The sequence below is a fragment of the Bifidobacterium choladohabitans genome (genome assembly GCF_016102005.1).
In the GTDB taxonomy this organism is placed as follows: domain Bacteria; phylum Actinomycetota; class Actinomycetes; order Actinomycetales; family Bifidobacteriaceae; genus Bombiscardovia; species Bombiscardovia choladohabitans.
On sequence record NZ_JACFPL010000002.1, the window covers coordinates 140,245 to 156,036 of the forward strand.

Consider the following 15,792-nt stretch of genomic DNA (forward strand, 5'->3'; position numbering starts at 1 on the left):
AATGTCGCAAGAAGCGAAGGTGCCGGTTTCGCTCAGGCGTCGTAGTGCCACTGGGCCTTGGCGACGGCGGCGTCCACATCCTCAATCGGCTCCCGGTTCAGACCCTCCTGGACCGCCTGTTCAGCCACAGCAGTGGCCACCCGGCGTGAGATCTCCTTGAGATCGGCCACCGGCGGCAGCACGGCTGTTCCGGGCTTGTCCACGTCGATCATGTCGGAGATGGCGTAGGCTGCGGCCAACAGCATCCCCTTGGTGACCAGCCGTGCCTTGGCGACGATGGCCCCGAAGCAGATGCCGGGATACATGAGGGCGTTGTTGCCCTGTCCGATGGAATAGGTGACCCCTTGGTAGTCAACAGGCTTTGAGGGGGTGCCGGTGATGACGAAGCCGCGGCCGTGGGTCCAGGCGATTACGTCGGCAGCCTTGGCCTCGGCCAGTTCCGTGGGGTTGGAGATGGGGCAGATTAGCGGCCGCTCCACATGCTTGGCCATGGCCTCAACAACGTCCTGATTGAAGGCTCCGGCCCTGGTCGAGGTGCCGATGAGCACCGTGGGTTGGAAGGCGTCGACGACCTGTGCCAGCGAGGTTTTGTCGGTGGCTGAGGTGAACTCGTCCGGCTTGCGGGCATATCGTGTTTGCCCCTCGGTCAGATCATCCTGGCCCTGCTCGATCAGCCCCTGACGATCGAAGAGCAGAACCCTGTTCCGGGCGGTCTCAGGATCCATGCCCTGGCGAATAATCAGGTCGTCCACGATCTGGTCGGCGATGCCCACGCCGGCGGTCCCTGCCCCGAAGACCATGATCCTGGTGTCCTTGGGGTCGGCTCCGGCGATTTTCCTGGCGGCGATCAGTGCGGCCAGGACGGTCACGCCGGTGCCCTGGATATCGTCATTCAGTGTCAGGATCCGGTCTTGGTAGCGCTTGAGGACAGGTGCCGCCTCAGGCCTGCCGAAGTCCTCCCAGTGGATCAGGGCCTCCGGATAGCGCTGCAGGACCTGCTGGACGAAGTTATCGATGAAGTCGTCGTAGCGCTGGCCTCTGACCCTGGCGAAGTGGTTGCCCACATAGTCCGGATTGTCCAGCAGGGCCTGGCGGTTGGTGCCGACATCCACCATCACCGGTAGAACGCGCGAGGGGTCAATGCCGGCAGCAGCGGTGTAGACCGCCAGCTTGCCCGTCAGGATCTCAGCGCCCTGGGCGCCCCAGTCGCCGATGCCGAGAATGCCTTCCGCGTCGGTGCAGACCACCAGATCGATGGGTCGGTCGCCGGCGTACTGGTCCAGGGCGTCGCCGATCCCTTCGGGGTGATCGATGGAGATGTAGGCCACGTCGCTGCCCGAATAGAACTCGTCGTAGCGTTGGATGGATTGGGCCACGGTGGGGGCGTAGACGATGGGCATGTACTCGGTCAGGTGCTTGTCCATGCTCCTGTAGAAGAGGCGACGGTCGGTGCGGCAGATGCTCATCAGGTAGATCCGCTTGTCCAGATCGGTGGGCTGGGCCAGGAAGCGGCGGTAAACGATGCGCTCGCGCTGTTCGTCATCCTGGACGGCAGCGGGCAGCAGCCCGTCCAGCTTGAGCTCGCGCCGTTGTTCATAGTCGAATCCCAGTCCCCGGTTGGCATAGGAATCGTTGATGGTATCGAATCCTGTCATGGTCTCACTTGTCCTTCACGATTGGGGCCGGCCGCGTTGCCGGACCTCTGCAATCAGCCTAGAAAAGCCCTTGGCAGCCCGGCAAATAAGCATTGTCTATATGCCGCCAAGGGGATCATTTCAGTCTTTGACGGGTCTTTAAGGCCTTCAGCGGCTGCCGGATGCGGCGTCCTTCATATAGGCAGCGCTTATTTGTCGTCCCTGCCGCCTGCCGCATAGCATAAGTCCACACGAGCAAGCCGACGAGGAGGTCGGCGGTTTTCAGGCGGTCATACGCCGGACCATGAGCGAAGGAGCAATGATGGGTGAAACAGTACGAACAGGCGGGGGCGGGGGAGACCCCCAGACAGGGGCCAGGCAGCCGTTCAATACGGGCCAACTGGTCAAGGCTCTGATCTGTGTAGCGGTCGGGTTGGTCATCTTCCTGATTCCGCCTCCCAAGGGACTGACCGCCCAGGGCATGCACATGCTGGGAGTCTTCGTGGGCACCATCCTAGGGTTGATTCTGCAGCCTCTGCCCACTTCAGCGGTAGCCATCATCGGCATGACCGTGGGGATGCTGACCGGGGCATTGGACCCCAAGAAGGCGGCTTTCAACGGACTGGGCAGTGCCTCCATCTGGCTGATCGTGGCGGCCTTCTTCATCGCTCAGGGATTTGTCTCCACTGGACTGGGCCGCAGGATCGCCTTGGTCTTTCTGTCCAAACTGGGCAAGTCCAGCCTGGGCATAGCATACGGGCTCTCGGCCGCCGACCTGGTCCTGGCTCCGGCCACCCCGTCAAACACGGCTCGTCTGGGCGGCATCCTTTTCCCGATCATCACGTCCATCAGCGACGTGCAGGATTCAAAGCCGGACACTGATGAGTCCCGGCGACGCATCGGCGCTTACTTGGCGATCACGGCCAACAACGTCAACGCCATTACATCGGCCATGTTCCTGACGGCTATGGCGGCGGGCCCGGTCGTAGGACAGCTGGCCCAGAAATTCCATGTGGACATCGGGTGGGGCACCTGGGCCCTGGCCGGCATAGTGCCTGGCCTAATCTGCCTGATCCTCATCCCCGCCCTGATCTACCGCATCTTCCCGCCAACCCTGAGGAACGTTCCTCAGGCTCAGGAGGATGCCAAGGATGAGCTCAAGGGTCTTGGCCCGCTGAGCATGCACGAGTGGATCATGGCCGTGACCTTCCTGGTCATGCTGGTCCTCTGGGCGACCGGCTCGGTGATCCATATCAATTCCACCACCGTGGCCTTCCTGGGCGTGGCCGTGCTGCTGTGCACCAAGATCATCACCTGGCAGGACATGGTGGCCAACAAGTCGGCCTGGTCCACACTGATCTTCTTTGGTGTTCTGGTAGGCATGGCGGAACCGCTGAACACCCTGGGCGTCACCACTTGGGCGGGGGAGATCATCGCCGGACTGGTCAAGGGCATGCCCTGGGTGTTGGTCCTGGTCATTCTGACGATCTTCTACTTCTTCATCCACTACATGTTCGCTTCCGAGCTGGCCCAGGTGGCGGCCATCTACACGCTCTTCGTCAGCGTGGCCGTGGCTGCCGGGGTCCCCGCCATGCCTGCAGCGCTGATGCTGGGATGCGCCAGCGGTCTGATCGGCGCCATGACCCATTACGCCTCCGGACCGGCGGCCTTGATTTACGGTGCCGGATATGTCAAGACCTCTGAGTTCCTGCGGATCGGCCTGATCTGCGGACTGGTGACCGTGGCCATCTTCCTGACCGTGGGTCTGGGCTGGTGGCGGCTCATCGGCATCTGGTAAATCCCGATACCGTAGATATAAGTTTGGCCCCGTCCTGTCGACAGTTCGACCTGGCGGGGCCAAATCATATTCAAAGGACGGGGATCATTGACCCTGCTGGCCCAGGTAGTCGGGGATATGCTCGGGATATTCGGGCCAGGCGCCCGGCTGGGTGCAGACGAAGGCAGCGGTGTTGACGGCAGCCCGGTGGGACTGGGTCAGGGAGGCCCCCAGCAGGCGGTTGATGGCGAAGGTGCCGGAGAAGGCATCGCCGGCACCAACAGTGTCGGCCACAGTGATTTCAGGCGTGGGCAGGTGGGAGGACTGGCCGTCCGCCAGATAGATTGTGCTGTAGTCGTTGCCGGCGGTCAGCACGATGGTGTCCAGGTACCACTGGTCCATGAACCAGCGGCAGAGTTCGTCGTCGGTGGCTCCGGGCACACGGAACATGTCGCGCAGGGCGACCAGCTCCTCGTCGTTGAGCTTGAAGACCGTGGCCATGTCCAGAAGCTCCTGGATCAGGTCCTTGCTGTAGAAGGTGCCGCGCAGGTTGATGTCGAAGAAGCGCATGGCATGGCTTTTGGTGTGGCGCAGCACCTGCAGGCAGGTCTCGCGTGACTGGCTGCTGCGCATGCTCAGCGTGCCATAGCAAACGGCGTCGGCCTTGCTGGCCAACCCGGCCAGGTCATCCGTGTATTCCAGATGATCCCAGGCCACATCGGGCTTGAAGACGTACTGGGGGATGCCCTCGGTCAGCTGGACCTCGACGGTGCTGGTGGGGTGGTCGTTGTGCTGCAGGACGGCATCGACGCCGGCCTTCTGGACCGCCTCCTCAAGCTCCCGGCCCAGGTCGTCGCGTCCCACGGCGCTGATGGCGTAGCCTTCCGCCCCGTTCTTCGCGGCGTGATAGCTGAAGTTGACCGGCGCGCCACCGGCCCGCTTGCCTGTTGGCAGGACGTCCCAGAGGATCTCGCCGATGCTGAGGACCACGGGTTTACTGGTCATGGTGTTCCTTTCCTGATGACGGGCGATGCGTCCGCCTTGTGCTTGTTGACTTCACAGCTGGTCGGCCCATACTGGCCGGATGTTCCAAAAATTGGCTGGCAGCCACCGCAGCGGCCCCGGTCAGCGTGGCATCGGCAGGTAGGTTGGAGAGCAGAATCTGCGTGTGCTCCCGTAGGCCGGGCAGGGCACGTTGGGATACTATGGCCCGAACTCGTTCAAGCAGGCGGGTACCGGCGGCGGCCACCATGTCTCCGATGACGATCTGGGCGGGGTTGTAGGCGTTGACGATGGTCACGCAGCCATATCCCACGTAGTCGGCTATCTGATCCACCAGGGTCTGGGCGGCCTGCTGGCCTGAGCGGGCCTGGTCGAACAGGACCGCGCAGGCCTTGGCATGGGTCATGGCTTCGATTCCAGGGAAGTGATCCCGCATATCCGGCTGGCGCATGCGGCGATGGATGGCTACCGCCGAGCAGTAGCATTCCAGGCAGCCGCGGTTGCCGCACTCGCAGGGCAGGCCGTTCAGATCGATGCTGACGTGGCCGATTTCGGTGGCCGCTCCCCGGCTGCCGTCCACCAGGGCGCCCCTGTCGATGACTCCCAGTCCAACGCCTTCGCCCACCAGGAAGTAGGCCATGCTGGATGCGCTCACGCCTGGGTCGAACAGACTCTGGGCCAGCGCACCGGCTCGGGCATCCTGCTCGATGAAGGTGGGTACGCGGAAGGCCCGGCCGAATTCGTGGATAAAGTCCACCCCACGCCAGCCGGGCATGCTGGTGACCAGGGCGATGCGGCCGGTATCGCGCAGGTAGGGGCCCGGTACGGCCATGCCCACGGCCACGATGGCGGGGTGCGCCTCCAATCGCGCTTCCACTCGTGTTCTGACCTCGGCCACAGCGCCGGGGATGTCATCGGGGTTGACGGGGGGCAGCTCCTCCGAGTCCAGCAGACGGCCGCTGATGTCGAACAGTCCGATGCTGACCAGGCTGCGGGCGAACTTGACGCCGATGACCTGGTAGCGGTCGGCGTTCAGTGCCAATCCGATGGATCGACGGCCACCCTCTGAGTCCATGCTGCCGGTCTCGCTGATCAGGCCCAGGTCGATCAGGCGGGCCACCAGCTTGCCCACGGCCGCCGGCGTCAGGTTGATGTCCCGGGCCATCTGGGCTCGGGAACTGGTGCCGTGCTGGTGCAGGTACTGGACGATGCGTGACTGGTTGAGCTCGGAGAGGGCCTTTGGTGTGCTGGCGTATGGGCTGCCGCGCATGTCAACCTCCTCCTTGAGTGGTACAGTCACTACATTTTCGTGTACTTTATAAACAACGTTTATATATTAACATCGTTTATTAATCTTGCGCAACCTGTATCAACTCGTTTCAACCTGTTAAAGGTTTCTCGATAGAGGCAATTCCATCGTTGAACGCGTCATCGTTGACCAGAAAGTTCGCCAGTTTCTGCTTCTTGACCAATGCGACCAATCGTAGGTTCTTGCAGGCTTGCCGTCTTGTGGGAATGCTGTTTGTGTAGAGGATATTCGACTCTGCCGGTGTCCGCTCGGCCTGAATGCCGGAATCTCTTCTTGTCTCCGGCGTATGGGTAGGCTGAGGAGGTGGCCATCGTTGGCCATGGCTGGAGCATGTCTCTGACGCGGTCGTCAGTGGCATCAGCCTGTTGCGGGAAAGGTATGGAGTATGAGTCTTGATAATGGCATCGATGCCGTCGCCGATCCGTCCAGGGAGCGGCCGTTGGCCCTGATTCCCCGGCCGCTCCACTTGCAAAGGGATCGGGGCCGGTTGTTGTTGCCGGTGGCGGGCAGAATCGTCTGCGGTTCAGCGGTTGACCAGGAGCTGGGTTCAGTCCTGAGTGGCCAGCTGACAGATACCATTCAGCAGGCCACGGGGATGGTCTGGGATCATTCGCGAGGGCAGGCGTGGAATGGCGCGATCAGTCTGGATCTGGACCAGAAACTTGGTCCCCAAGAGTATCTTCTGTCCATCGCTGATCGGGGGGAGCGCCGGCCGATTGTCGATATCCGCGGCGGCGACGGTCAGGGACTGCGATGGGGGGTACAGACCCTTCGCCAGATCATCATGCAATGCGGTCTGGTGCTTCCCGCCCTGCACATCCAGGACCGCCCCGCCTATCCAACACGCATCTACAGCCTGGATGTGACCCGCGGTCGGGTGCCCACCATGGACTGGCTGCGGCACTGGGCGGACATATTGGCCCTGTATAAGTTCAATCAGCTGCAACTCTACATTGAGCACACCATGGCTTTCCCGGGCATGAGCGAGGCTTGGAGGGGCACAAGCCCCCTGGAGCCCGGGCAGATCACCGACTTCGATGACTATTGCGCCCGCCTGGGCATCGAGTTGGTGCCTTCGATCTCCACCTTTGGCCACCATTACACCAGCCTTCGCACTCGCGGATTCAAGGATCTGGGCGAGTTTCCCGAGCAGGCGGACCGGCCATACTCTTTCATAGAGCGTCAGGAGCATCACACCATCAATGTCAACCACCCACAGGCTCTGGCATTCTCTACAGGGCTGATTGACGCCTATGCGCCGCTTATGCGTACGCGAAACTTCAATATCGGCGGAGACGAGACCTTCGATCTGGGCAAGGGGCGTTCGCGGCAGGACGGTTCCAGCAAGGATCCTGCTGACATGTATGCCGACTATCTGATCAGCCTGTGTGATCACCTGCATGCACAGGGCCGCCATCCCATGTTCTGGGGCGATGTCGCTGTGTCCATGCCCAGGGTCCTGGACAGGCTGCCCAAGGACTGCACGTTGCTCAACTGGCTCTACGAGCCACAGGTGAAACCTGACAAGGTTGCTCTTGTAGCCTCTACAGGGGCCCGGCAGATAGTCTGCTCGGCCGTTCACGACTGGAATCATCTTCTGCCTGGAATCGACAATGCATGGAACAACATCAGCCGTCTGAGCCGATACGGGATCCAATACGGTGCCGTTGGGGCCATGGTCACGGACTGGGGCGATTACGGGCATATCAACGATCCGCGTATGAGTTTGCCGGGCATGGCCTACGCCGCCCAGTGCTTCTGGAATCCCGATGACGATGATCGGGACCGGGTGGACAGGGATATGGACCTGCTGGTCTATGGGGATGCGACGGGGGACTATCTGCCGGCGCTGATTCAGGCAGGCTCCAGTGTGGTCTTCGGCTGGGACGATATGGTGCGCTACTGGGAGCTGGACGACCGCCACGGCGGTCTTAATCAGGATGTGGCATCTACAGTGCCAGGCGTGCCTGAACCGGATCCGTCTGCCGATGTCGACGAAGCTCGCCGTAACCTGCTTATGGCTTTGCGCAATCGTCTTGAGCAGGTGGATCAGCGTGACGCTCTGCTGGTCGACGCGGCTGCACGCATGGGCAGGGCGGCCGCCGAAAGCCAGGCTGATGCGCGCAGAACTTTGCAGGCTCAGTTGGTGGCTGTCCATGGCCAACGCCTCTTCAACGCATTGGGTCGTAGTCTGGCCGTTTGCCATGGCGTTCTGCCTGGAGCTCCGGATGCCGGCGCCGACCGGGGCCTGGCCGATGCCTTGGAGATCTGGTTCGAGTCCTACGCCACGGTTTGGCGTCAGGTCAGTCGCGAATCGGAGTTGGGGCGGATCGCCTCCGTGATTTGGGGCTTCGCCGACATTCTTCGGAAAGGGACGAACTCCTGATCGGATCGGTTGCGATGGTCATGTCGAAAGGTCGGGAGAGCGCAAAGATGACCATCAATGAGTAGAGCGTCGCTCTGCGGCATTTTGAGCGTTTCTTGCACGGAGTCCCAGGATTGCATAAATCTCGAACCAGGCAAATTGTCATGCCAGGAGGAGTTCGGCTTTCGTCGTTGGGTGCTAGTTGAGCGCGGGGTCTTATAGGGCGAAGGAGTTTCTTGAAAACCACTGAGTGGTACCTGGGTTGGCGATACCACATCCATATAATTCAACGAATTGACAAAATCGATCCGTCCCTCTACTCTTGATGTTCAGGAGGCAGGAACTGGTTTCCTCCCCTGTGAACGCCGTAAAGGCAGATGCAATAGGCAAAGGAGCATTTCGTATGGGTCTGTGGGACGTCGACAAGATCGAATACGTGGGTCGCCAGGGCGTGAAGGAGGGCCTGGGCTTCCGTTACTACGACAAGAATAAGGTGGTGGCCGGCAAGCCTATGAAGGACTGGCTGCGCTTCGCCGTGGCCTGGTGGCACACCTTCAACCAGGGTCTGGTGGATCCCTTTGGCGATCCCACTGCGCAGAGGCCCTACTACCGCTACACCGATCCCATGGATCAGGCGCTGGCCAAGGTGGACTACGCCTTTGAGCTCTTCACCAAGCTGGGGGTCGAGTTCTTCTGCTTCCACGACCGTGACCTGGCTCCCGAGGGCGACACCCTGCGCGAGACCGACGCCAATCTTGACAAGGTGATCGACCGCATCGAGGCCGCCATGAAGGACACCGGGGTCAAGCTGCTCTGGAACACCTCGTCGCTCTTCACCAACCCCCGTTTCGAGGCCGGCGCCGGCACCTCGCCCTTCGCTGACATCTACGCCTACTCGGCAGGCCAGCTCAAGCACAGCCTGGAGATCGGCAAGCGGCTGGGTGCCGAGAACTACGTGTTCTGGGGCGGCCGCGAGGGCTACGAATCCCTCTGGAACACCCGTATGAAGGAGGAGCAGGACCATATGGCCGCCCTCTTCCACATGTGCGTGGACTACGCCAAGGAGATCGGCTTCGACGCGCAGTTCCTGATCGAGCCCAAGCCCAAGGAGCCCACACTCCACCAGTACGATTACGACGCGGCCACCACCATCAACTTCCTGCGCACCTACGACCTGCAGGACAACTTCAAGCTCAACATCGAGGGCAACCACGCCAACCTGGCCATGCATACCTATCAGCATGAGGTCCGCGTGGCCCGTGAGGCCGGATTCCTGGGATCCCTGGATGCCAACCAGGGTGACAAGCTTATCGGCTGGGACATGGACGAGTTCCCCTCGGATCTCTACGATGCTACCGCAGTCATGTGGGAGGTGCTGGCCAACGGAAGCATCGGGCCCCGAGGAGGCCTGAACTTCGACGCCAAGCCTCGTCGCTCCTCCTTCCTGCCTGAGGACCTCTTCAGGACCCACATCGTGGGCATGGACACCTATGCCGCCGGTCTGCTGGTCGCGGCCAAGATGCACGAGGACGGCTACATCGAGCAGCTGCAGCAGGATCGCTACTCCTCCTTCGAATCCGGCATCGGCTCGACGGTCAAGGATGGCACGGCCACGCTGGCCTCCCTGGAGGAGTACAGCCTCGACAAGCCGCAGGCCGAACTGATCGCCGCCGACAAGTCCGACCATCTTGAAGTGGTCAAGGCCACCATCAACAACTATATTGTCGAGGCTCTGGCCCAGGCCTGAGCTCTGACTAAGCATCACTCAACCCTGTACGACGGAATTCGCCTGGTCGCGCAGGGTTTCTTATGCGTTTTTGGCTATCGGTGATTTCCTGTATGTCATGGTCAAGAGACACTCGGATGTGTCTGTGGAAAAACAAAGCGGGTATTTTCTGATCTGAGTAATGCCTAAGGCTTGAGGAATAGCCATTCCTGGCGTTTTTGTATTTCCCTCTTTTTAGGCGACTTTTCTGTGTTTCCGAGGATTTTTGCGGCTCTTGTGTGGTAAGGGGCTATAATGAAACTAAATCGCTTTAGTAGATCATCGGAGAACTACTGCGAACAACATGGAGGTTGTCGATGTCGAATGAGGCAGAGGGCAGGCCAGACAATAATAGTGAAAGTGACGAACCAAGACCTATTTTGGCCGGTTATTACCGCGCCTGGCACGATAACTGCGGAAAGCCAAAAAAGGATTCGATTTCGCTTGGCGATGTGCCCGCAGACCTGGATCTTGTGTCAATCATCACCAATGGAGAAGTCGATAATGATTTTTGGCTTGCTTTGCCGTCCTACATTGAAAAACTCCATGCGCAAGGCACAAAGGTGGTCAGAACCCTGTTTTTGGATTGCCTCTATCGGGATACCTACGAGGATTGCGGCAAAGTCCATACTTTCACCAGGCTTGGCGAAAGAAACGGCGGACCGGATCGTCGTGCCGACGAGATAATTGCCAACTATCTGGAGCCCTTTGACTACGACGGCCTGGTGATCGATGTCGATCATGAACCTGAGTCCGAGCAAATGGCTGCCGTAGCCGAGGTGTTTCACGCTTTGGCAAAGAAGTGGGGACCGGGTTCAGCGTCCTCACGCATCATGATTTTCGATCAGGATATTCTTCTGCCCCAGACCAGCCTGATTGCTCAGGTCTTTCATGATTGCTCCTACTACTTTGCAGACACCTATGGCATGGATGTTCGCCGTATTCAGGGACTTTTCGAGCAGGTTCGCGACTTCGTCCCTGCTTCAAAATTCGTCACTGGTTTTTCATTCTATGAAGAAGGAGGCCCTCGATGGGGTGATGTCACGTATCCGATTGAAGGAAGCAGGGTCAAAGATCTCCTATCCTGGCATCCGTTTGATTCGAACCGCACGGGGGGACTGTTCGCCTATGCAATAGATCGCGATGGGGTTGCCCAAGGTGACGATCGGTTGCGGCGAACCGATTTTAAAACCATGCACTATTTAAAAGAAGAATTGGAGAACAAAGGAGTTTCTCATGAATAAACTAGGGAAGATATCAGTTATGCTGCTGGCCGCGACTACCAGCGTCGGGATTTTATCGGCATGCGGCTCTTCCGAATCGGATAAAAAAACGGTCAAGTTTGCCTACCAGGCCACCGGAGACACCAGTGCCATAAGCAAGTGGATGAAAGACGTCAAAGCTCAGTTTGAGTCTGAGAATAAAGGCGCTACTTTGAAGCTGGAGCCTATCAAGTCGAACGGGGATGACTACGGCAGCAAGCTGGCCTTGATGAGCAAATCCGAAAAAACCGCTCCAGATCTCATGATCCTTGACACGGAAATGATCCGTCCCTATGTCGCAGCCGGTTACCTGAAGCCCATTGATGACCAACTGAAAGGGTGGAAGGACTGGTCGCAGTATTTTGACAGTTCCAAGAACGCCGGCAAAGCCGATGATGGAAAAATCTATGCGGTGCCTCTGGGCACTGACACCAGGGGCATCTGGTATAACAAGGACATTCTCAAAAAGGCCGGCCTCAGTGACGACTGGCAGCCTAAATCCTGGGATGAGGTGATTGATGCAGCGACAAAGATCAAGAAAACGCAGCCTGATGTAATACCGATGAACCTCTATGCCGGCCGTCCTCTGGGAGAGGTCTCCGTCATGCAGGGCTTCGATATGCTTCTTTACGGCACCAAGGGTGGCACACTGTACAACACCAAGACTCAGAAGTGGGTCACTGGTTCCAAGCAATTCAAAGACTCCCTACAGTTCATCAAGGATATTTACAGCAAGGGTTTGGCACCCACGCCCCAGCAGGCTCTGGATCCTCAGCTTGGTGACAAGGTCGGGCAACAGTGGATGCCTCAGTCGAAACTTGGTATGTCAATCGAGGGCAACTGGCTGGCTTCATCGTGGATGCCCGGCGGCGACAGCGAATGGACCGACTGGCAGAAGCATATAGGTTGGTGTGGATTCCCAACTCAGAACGGTCAGAAGCCTGGTCTGATTTCCATGTCTGGCGGTTGGGGCCTGGCGCTGTCCAGCCATACGCAGAATCCTGATCTTGCTTTCAAAGCACTCAAAGTTTTCCAAAATGAGAAGCATGCTGCCGCGTACGACACAATCTCCGGATCGATCGCGGTGCGCAAGGACGTAGAGCAAGACAAGAAGTACCTGGGATCCAATCCCACTATCAAGTTCTTCACGGATTTGGCCAAGTACAGTCAGTACAGGCCGGCGAACTCCCAGTACAAAGAGGTTTCCGACCAGGTCGCCATAGCCACGGAAAGTGTATTGACCGGCCAGAAGTCAGTCAAGGATGCAGCGGCTGAATACGATTCTGCGATAGCCAAAACCGTAGGTGCCGATCATACAGAAGCCGCGAAGTAAACGAATTCCATTCGCGGGTTTTCTTTCGTGACTGAGAGAAGAAAATGAATAGCAGTACAAGAAAGAAATTGATAAACGCTGAGCACTACACCCCGATTCTGCCAGCAGCGGCGATGATGTTGATTTTCCTGCTTGGCCCAATCATATGGTCCCTGTATGCCTCGCTGACCGACTATTCAATGGTTGGTTCAACGGCTGTCAACCCACACTTTGTTGGTCTGAAGAACTATGTGGCGCTCTTTACGGATCCTGTTTTCCCCAAGTCCCTCTGGCTGACCATTCTTCTGATTCTGGCCTCGGCACTAATTGGGCAGAACATATTGGGCATGGTATTGGCTCTACTCAGTCAAAAAGCGCCCAGAAGACTGACGAAGGTCGTTGACTCAATAGTTGTTCTGGCTTGGGTCATTCCGGATATCGTCGGGTGCTACTGCGCCTACGCGCTCTTTGCTGGCGGAGGCACTCTTGACGCTTTGGGCAAGGTGTTGGGAGCCGATTGGTCGGCTCTTCTCTACTACCATCCAATGACCATCGTCATCATTGTGAATGTCTGGCGCGGCACCGCCTTTTCAATGCTCATCTATCAAGCTGCTTTGAACGACATCTCCAAGGATGTTATCGAAGCTGCTGAGATAGACGGCGCGAACGCCTGGCAGTCTTTCTTCAGAATCAAGCTGCCTATCATGCGGCACTCGATTCTTACCAATCTGATGTTGATCACCCTGCAGACACTCTCTGTCTTCAGCATCATCATTGTGCTGACGGGTGGGGGGCCTGGCACGAATTCGAGCACCCTTCCCGTTCTCGCCTACCTGGAGGCTTTCAACTTCTCGAAGTTGGGATATGGAACCGCCATCTCGGTGATATTGGTCGTCGTGGGTGCCCTCTTCTCGGTGCTCTATATCAAGCTGCTAAGGACGAATGATGAAGACTGAAGCCACTCTTGATCCACGGATGAACGCACCACACAGGTATGACTGGATGAAGCTGGTCGCTGCGGTACTGACAGCTCTGATAGGGTTTCTTTTCGCTGCGCCCATGCTCTGGCTGCTGGTGGCCTCCTTCAACACGCATGCAACCTTGTCTTCGTTCAACTTGGGTTTTTCCTTCCAGAACTTCGTCAAGGTATTCAACATGCAGACCTTCGGGTTGCCTATCGTCAACTCGCTGATCATCAGTATTGGCACATCGGTGCTGGTGGTGACTTTTTCGGTCCTGGCAGCCTACCCTCTCTCCAGATTCCGTTCAAAGACCACCAACCGGACCGTCAACGCCATCCTCTTCGCCAGCTGTCTGCCGATTACAGCCATGATGGTCCCTGTTTACGGGATATTCGTCCAACTTCATCTGATTGATTCACTGACCGGGACCGTTCTTTTCATGACTGCCTGCGGATTGCCGCAGGGCATCTTCATGATGAAGAATTTCATGGATTCAGTGCCGGTTACCTTGGAGGAAGCCGCTTGGGTGGATGGAGCCACGAGGATGCAGGCCTTGTTCCATGTAGTCGTGCCTCTGATGGTTCCATCGCTTCTGGTCATCTTTATTTCGGAATTCGCCGGGAACTGGGGGAACTTCTTCGTTCCCTTCATGCTTCTGATGTCTCCGGATAAGGAGCCGGCAGCCGTCAGCATATACACCTTCTTCGGGCAGCATGGCACGGTTGCCTACGGCCAGCTGGCAGCTTTCTCGCTGCTGTATTCGATACCTATTCTGATCATTTATGAAGTAACGAATAGATATATCGGCAACCAAACCCTGCTTGCGGGTGCGGTCAAGGAGTAAAGACGAAGCGTCGATGCTACGGGGAGGAGGGAATCGACATTTTATCTGCTTCAGTAAAAGCGAAGGCAAGCACGAAAAGAGATCAACCATGAAAATCCGGAGATTGTTAACAGCATCAATGGCCGTTCTGGCCTTAGCCGGAACGTCCGCGATAGGGGCTGCCACTGCCTGGGCCGAACCTGCTGTTCAGGGGAAGACCCATGAGATGACCGTCGCCTATTTCAGGGCCTGGAGGGATACGCATTCGGATCCGACTGTCAATTTCAACTCGATGTCAGATCTGCCCAAGCAGGTGGACATTGCTATCGCCTTTCCCAACCCGGAGACCACTCAGACCTTCTGGGACACTCTTCCTGGGCAGATTGAGTCTCTGCACAAGCAGGGGACAAAAGTGATCAGGAGTCTGGATATCAGCCTCTTCTACAAGGATGATTTCAACGACCCCCATGACCATCAGTCTCTTTCGCCCATGGAAAGCAATGCAGAGGGGTACGCCAAACGTGCCAGCGAGCTCAAAAAGTCCTATCTTTACTTCCCTGGACTTGATGGCTTTGTCGTCAACGCCGAGGCGAGTATGACCTCTACCGACGTTGAACGAGCCACTGGGGTTCTCAGGGCCATGTCCCGCTACTACGGCCCCAAGTCGCCTGAGCCGAGTTCCATCTTTGCTTATAACACCAACAAGCCTGGGACCAACAGCCTCTATAGGGGAGTGTCCGACGTGGTCTCTTACGTATTCGCCGATGCCTATGGACGTTCGGTCGGAGCCCTCCAGCGGGACTGGGAGACCTACAAGGGTACGATCAAGAGCAGGCAGTATATTCCAGGTTTCTCGTTCTATGAAGAGCGTGGCGGATGGTGGTATGACACCGAAGAGCCAATGTCGACCAGCAGGGCCATGCAGTACGCTCTTTGGGAGCCTGATAACGGGGCCGATGGCGCACAAAAAGGCGGCATTTTTGAGTATGCCGTCGACAGGGATGGAGTACGTCGTGGCGATGACAAGCTTCAGCCTACAACCTTCGAATGGACCAAGGCCCTTTCGGCGGCTATGAATAAGAAGTAACGGCCATTTGAAAAATTGAGGGTCCTTCTGCCTCCTGGCACTCGGACCCTCTTTCATTGTTGGTTAAGTTGCCTTGATTGTTTGGGCTGCATTCCAGGTTTTGGGAGGGGGGAATCGTTGAGTACAAAGTGCCATTTCAACATAGGGGGGATAAAGATACGATCTTGCATGTTTGTCGCGGGGAGTTATCAATTCGCGAACAGTGAACAAGAGCCATTTTGAGAAGCCGCAGTATAAGGCTGCAAGTGTTTTTCGGAGGTCATAAGTCTTCCATGGGCCGATGGACTTTCGCGAAGCGTGTGCAGGTCACAAAATGTTGTGATGCTGCCCTTCGTCAGAAACTCATCCAAGTGGAATGCAGGCTTGCCTCGTTTTTGAACTGGAGAATAGAAGCATGCCATTTTCGTCGACACCATATCTTTTAGATATAGATAGGGTACAATTGTACTAAACCGCTTTAGTAGAGATGCAAAGCGGACCTACGAGGAGGTTGT

At 57.7% G+C, this 15,792-nt stretch carries 11 protein-coding genes; 8 read left to right on the top strand and 3 right to left on the bottom strand.

Annotation, left to right across the window (positions count from 1 at the left end; translation table 11 throughout):
* Positions 1 to 32: 32 nt before the first annotated feature.
* Positions 33 to 1,655 (bottom strand): NAD-dependent malic enzyme, encoded by a 1,623-nt coding sequence (locus H3S97_RS04110; RefSeq protein ID WP_198219739.1) that lies wholly within the window; start codon positions 1,653 to 1,655, stop codon positions 33 to 35.
* Positions 1,656 to 1,956: 301 nt separating this feature from the next.
* On the opposite strand from H3S97_RS04110, the gene H3S97_RS04115 reads away from it, so the two are divergent.
* Complete coding sequence (locus H3S97_RS04115) at positions 1,957 to 3,432, top strand: DASS family sodium-coupled anion symporter (protein ID WP_045936056.1); 1,476 nt, start codon at positions 1,957 to 1,959, stop codon at positions 3,430 to 3,432.
* A gap of 84 nt (positions 3,433 to 3,516) precedes the next feature.
* Here the strand turns inward: H3S97_RS04115 and H3S97_RS04120 are convergent, their stop codons facing one another.
* The gene (locus H3S97_RS04120; protein WP_198219740.1) at positions 3,517 to 4,416 is read right to left on the bottom strand and encodes a carbohydrate kinase family protein; all 900 of its coding nucleotides are present in this window, start codon (positions 4,414 to 4,416) and stop codon (positions 3,517 to 3,519) included.
* A complete protein-coding gene (locus tag H3S97_RS04125) occupies positions 4,406 to 5,683 on the bottom strand; it encodes an ROK family transcriptional regulator (protein WP_198219741.1) in 1,278 nt (425 codons plus the stop codon). The genes H3S97_RS04120 and H3S97_RS04125 overlap by 11 nt, the downstream gene beginning before the upstream one ends.
* 424 nt (positions 5,684 to 6,107) lie before the next feature.
* Here H3S97_RS04125 and H3S97_RS04130 point away from each other — a divergent pair, with 424 nt between their 5' ends.
* The 7 genes from H3S97_RS04130 to H3S97_RS04160 all read left to right on the top strand — a co-directional run bounded on the left by H3S97_RS04130 (position 6,108) and on the right by H3S97_RS04160 (position 15,298).
* Positions 6,108 to 8,108, top strand: a complete 2,001-nt coding sequence (locus tag H3S97_RS04130; protein WP_198219742.1) for a family 20 glycosylhydrolase — start codon at positions 6,108 to 6,110, stop codon at positions 8,106 to 8,108.
* A 382-nt stretch (positions 8,109 to 8,490) separates the two neighbouring features.
* On the top strand, positions 8,491 to 9,834 hold the full coding sequence (xylA, locus tag H3S97_RS04135) for a xylose isomerase (RefSeq protein ID WP_198176653.1): 1,344 nt from the start codon (positions 8,491 to 8,493) through the stop codon (positions 9,832 to 9,834).
* Between the two features lie 335 nt (positions 9,835 to 10,169).
* The gene (locus tag H3S97_RS04140) at positions 10,170 to 11,096 is read left to right on the top strand and encodes an EndoS/ChiA family endoglycosidase (protein ID WP_198219743.1); all 927 of its coding nucleotides are present in this window, start codon (positions 10,170 to 10,172) and stop codon (positions 11,094 to 11,096) included.
* Positions 11,089 to 12,447: an extracellular solute-binding protein gene (locus tag H3S97_RS04145; RefSeq protein WP_198219744.1), complete on the top strand. Its 1,359-nt coding sequence runs from the start codon at positions 11,089 to 11,091 to the stop codon at positions 12,445 to 12,447. Before H3S97_RS04140 ends, H3S97_RS04145 begins: the two co-directional genes overlap by 8 nt.
* A gap of 44 nt (positions 12,448 to 12,491) precedes the next feature.
* Complete coding sequence (locus H3S97_RS04150; RefSeq protein ID WP_198176650.1) at positions 12,492 to 13,382, top strand: carbohydrate ABC transporter permease; 891 nt, start codon at positions 12,492 to 12,494, stop codon at positions 13,380 to 13,382.
* Positions 13,372 to 14,232 (top strand): carbohydrate ABC transporter permease, encoded by an 861-nt coding sequence (locus H3S97_RS04155; protein ID WP_029677960.1) that lies wholly within the window; start codon positions 13,372 to 13,374, stop codon positions 14,230 to 14,232. The genes H3S97_RS04150 and H3S97_RS04155 overlap by 11 nt, the downstream gene beginning before the upstream one ends.
* A 205-nt stretch (positions 14,233 to 14,437) precedes the next feature.
* Positions 14,438 to 15,298 (top strand): EndoS/ChiA family endoglycosidase, encoded by an 861-nt coding sequence (locus tag H3S97_RS04160; protein WP_198178180.1) that lies wholly within the window; start codon positions 14,438 to 14,440, stop codon positions 15,296 to 15,298.
* The last annotated feature ends 494 nt before the right edge of the window (positions 15,299 to 15,792 follow it).

What these genes read in the sequence shown, in the direction of transcription:
- H3S97_RS04110 (WP_198219739.1), bottom strand. Translation starts at nt 1,655, where the DNA reads ATGACAGGATTCGATACCATCAACGATTCCTATGCCAACCGGGGACTG.
- H3S97_RS04115 (WP_045936056.1), top strand. Translation starts at nt 1,957, where the DNA reads ATGGGTGAAACAGTACGAACAGGCGGGGGCGGGGGAGACCCCCAGACA.
- H3S97_RS04120 (WP_198219740.1), bottom strand. Translation starts at nt 4,416, where the DNA reads ATGACCAGTAAACCCGTGGTCCTCAGCATCGGCGAGATCCTCTGGGAC.
- H3S97_RS04125 (WP_198219741.1), bottom strand. Translation starts at nt 5,683, where the DNA reads ATGCGCGGCAGCCCATACGCCAGCACACCAAAGGCCCTCTCCGAGCTC.
- H3S97_RS04130 (WP_198219742.1), top strand. Translation starts at nt 6,108, where the DNA reads ATGAGTCTTGATAATGGCATCGATGCCGTCGCCGATCCGTCCAGGGAG.
- xylA (WP_198176653.1), top strand. Translation starts at nt 8,491, where the DNA reads ATGGGTCTGTGGGACGTCGACAAGATCGAATACGTGGGTCGCCAGGGC.
- H3S97_RS04140 (WP_198219743.1), top strand. Translation starts at nt 10,170, where the DNA reads ATGTCGAATGAGGCAGAGGGCAGGCCAGACAATAATAGTGAAAGTGAC.
- H3S97_RS04145 (WP_198219744.1), top strand. Translation starts at nt 11,089, where the DNA reads ATGAATAAACTAGGGAAGATATCAGTTATGCTGCTGGCCGCGACTACC.
- H3S97_RS04150 (WP_198176650.1), top strand. Translation starts at nt 12,492, where the DNA reads ATGAATAGCAGTACAAGAAAGAAATTGATAAACGCTGAGCACTACACC.
- H3S97_RS04155 (WP_029677960.1), top strand. Translation starts at nt 13,372, where the DNA reads ATGAAGACTGAAGCCACTCTTGATCCACGGATGAACGCACCACACAGG.
- H3S97_RS04160 (WP_198178180.1), top strand. Translation starts at nt 14,438, where the DNA reads ATGACCGTCGCCTATTTCAGGGCCTGGAGGGATACGCATTCGGATCCG.